A 732-nucleotide genomic window follows, 5' to 3' on the forward strand; every position below is an offset into this window, starting at 1 on the left:
CACCAGGTGCGCACCATAGCCAAGCACCAAAGCGTCGAGGGTCGTTATAACGCAGCACTTTACCATTTGTAAGTTTGAGATCGACATGATCGTGCTTAGCCGCAGGAAAATCAGCATCCAACACACGTAACGAGCCGGACATTCCAAGGTGCACAATGGCAGTCCCTGTATCCGTTTCTATGAGCAAATACTTTGCGCGGCGGTGAATAGCTCGAATCACTTGCCCTTCAAGCAATTTCAGCTCTTGCGGGATATCCCAGCGCAGTTTGGGGGTGCGAAAAACAAATGCCTTAATCGTTTGTCCAACCATATGTGGACTAATACCCATCCGGCTTACTTCAACTTCTGGTAGTTCAGGCATTTATTTCTCCTTAGAACACTCAAAGCCTTACTGAAAGGCAGTTAGAATAATCGAAAAGTACAAGCGTAAACACTGCTTACCTACGAGGTTATTGACCACCTCTCACTTAGGCATGATGTAATTGCTATCAACAGAAATCGCGATCCACTTGTCTTGCCAATTCTTGAACAACCAAAAATCATGAAGACGATAAAGAGTAATTCGCTGCGGTTCTTCGACGCCTTGATACCAGACTTCGATGGTTTCTGGTGTGCCTAACTTATCTTTAAGAGTGTCGTATTGCTGCGCAGATAACTCCGTACCTTCAAGCGCTTGCCAGCGAGCAATAAGTTCAGATAGAGGGAGAGGAACATCTGCATTCGCATGCCATC

General features: G+C 46.0%; 1 protein-coding gene and 1 pseudogene. Both read right to left on the bottom strand.

Annotated features, from left to right (window positions below; genetic code table 11):
• Nucleotides 1-361 (bottom strand): DNA-formamidopyrimidine glycosylase family protein (locus R8O10_RS24955; RefSeq protein WP_318191922.1); only part of this gene is annotated, 361 nt, incomplete at its 3' end.
• Between the two features lie 102 nt (nucleotides 362-463).
• A pseudogene (locus R8O10_RS24960) lies at nucleotides 464-732 on the bottom strand (hypothetical protein); the annotation flags it as partial.

The organism is Vibrio sp. 1727 (assembly GCF_033344415.1).
Classification (GTDB): domain Bacteria; phylum Pseudomonadota; class Gammaproteobacteria; order Enterobacterales; family Vibrionaceae; genus Vibrio; species Vibrio alginolyticus.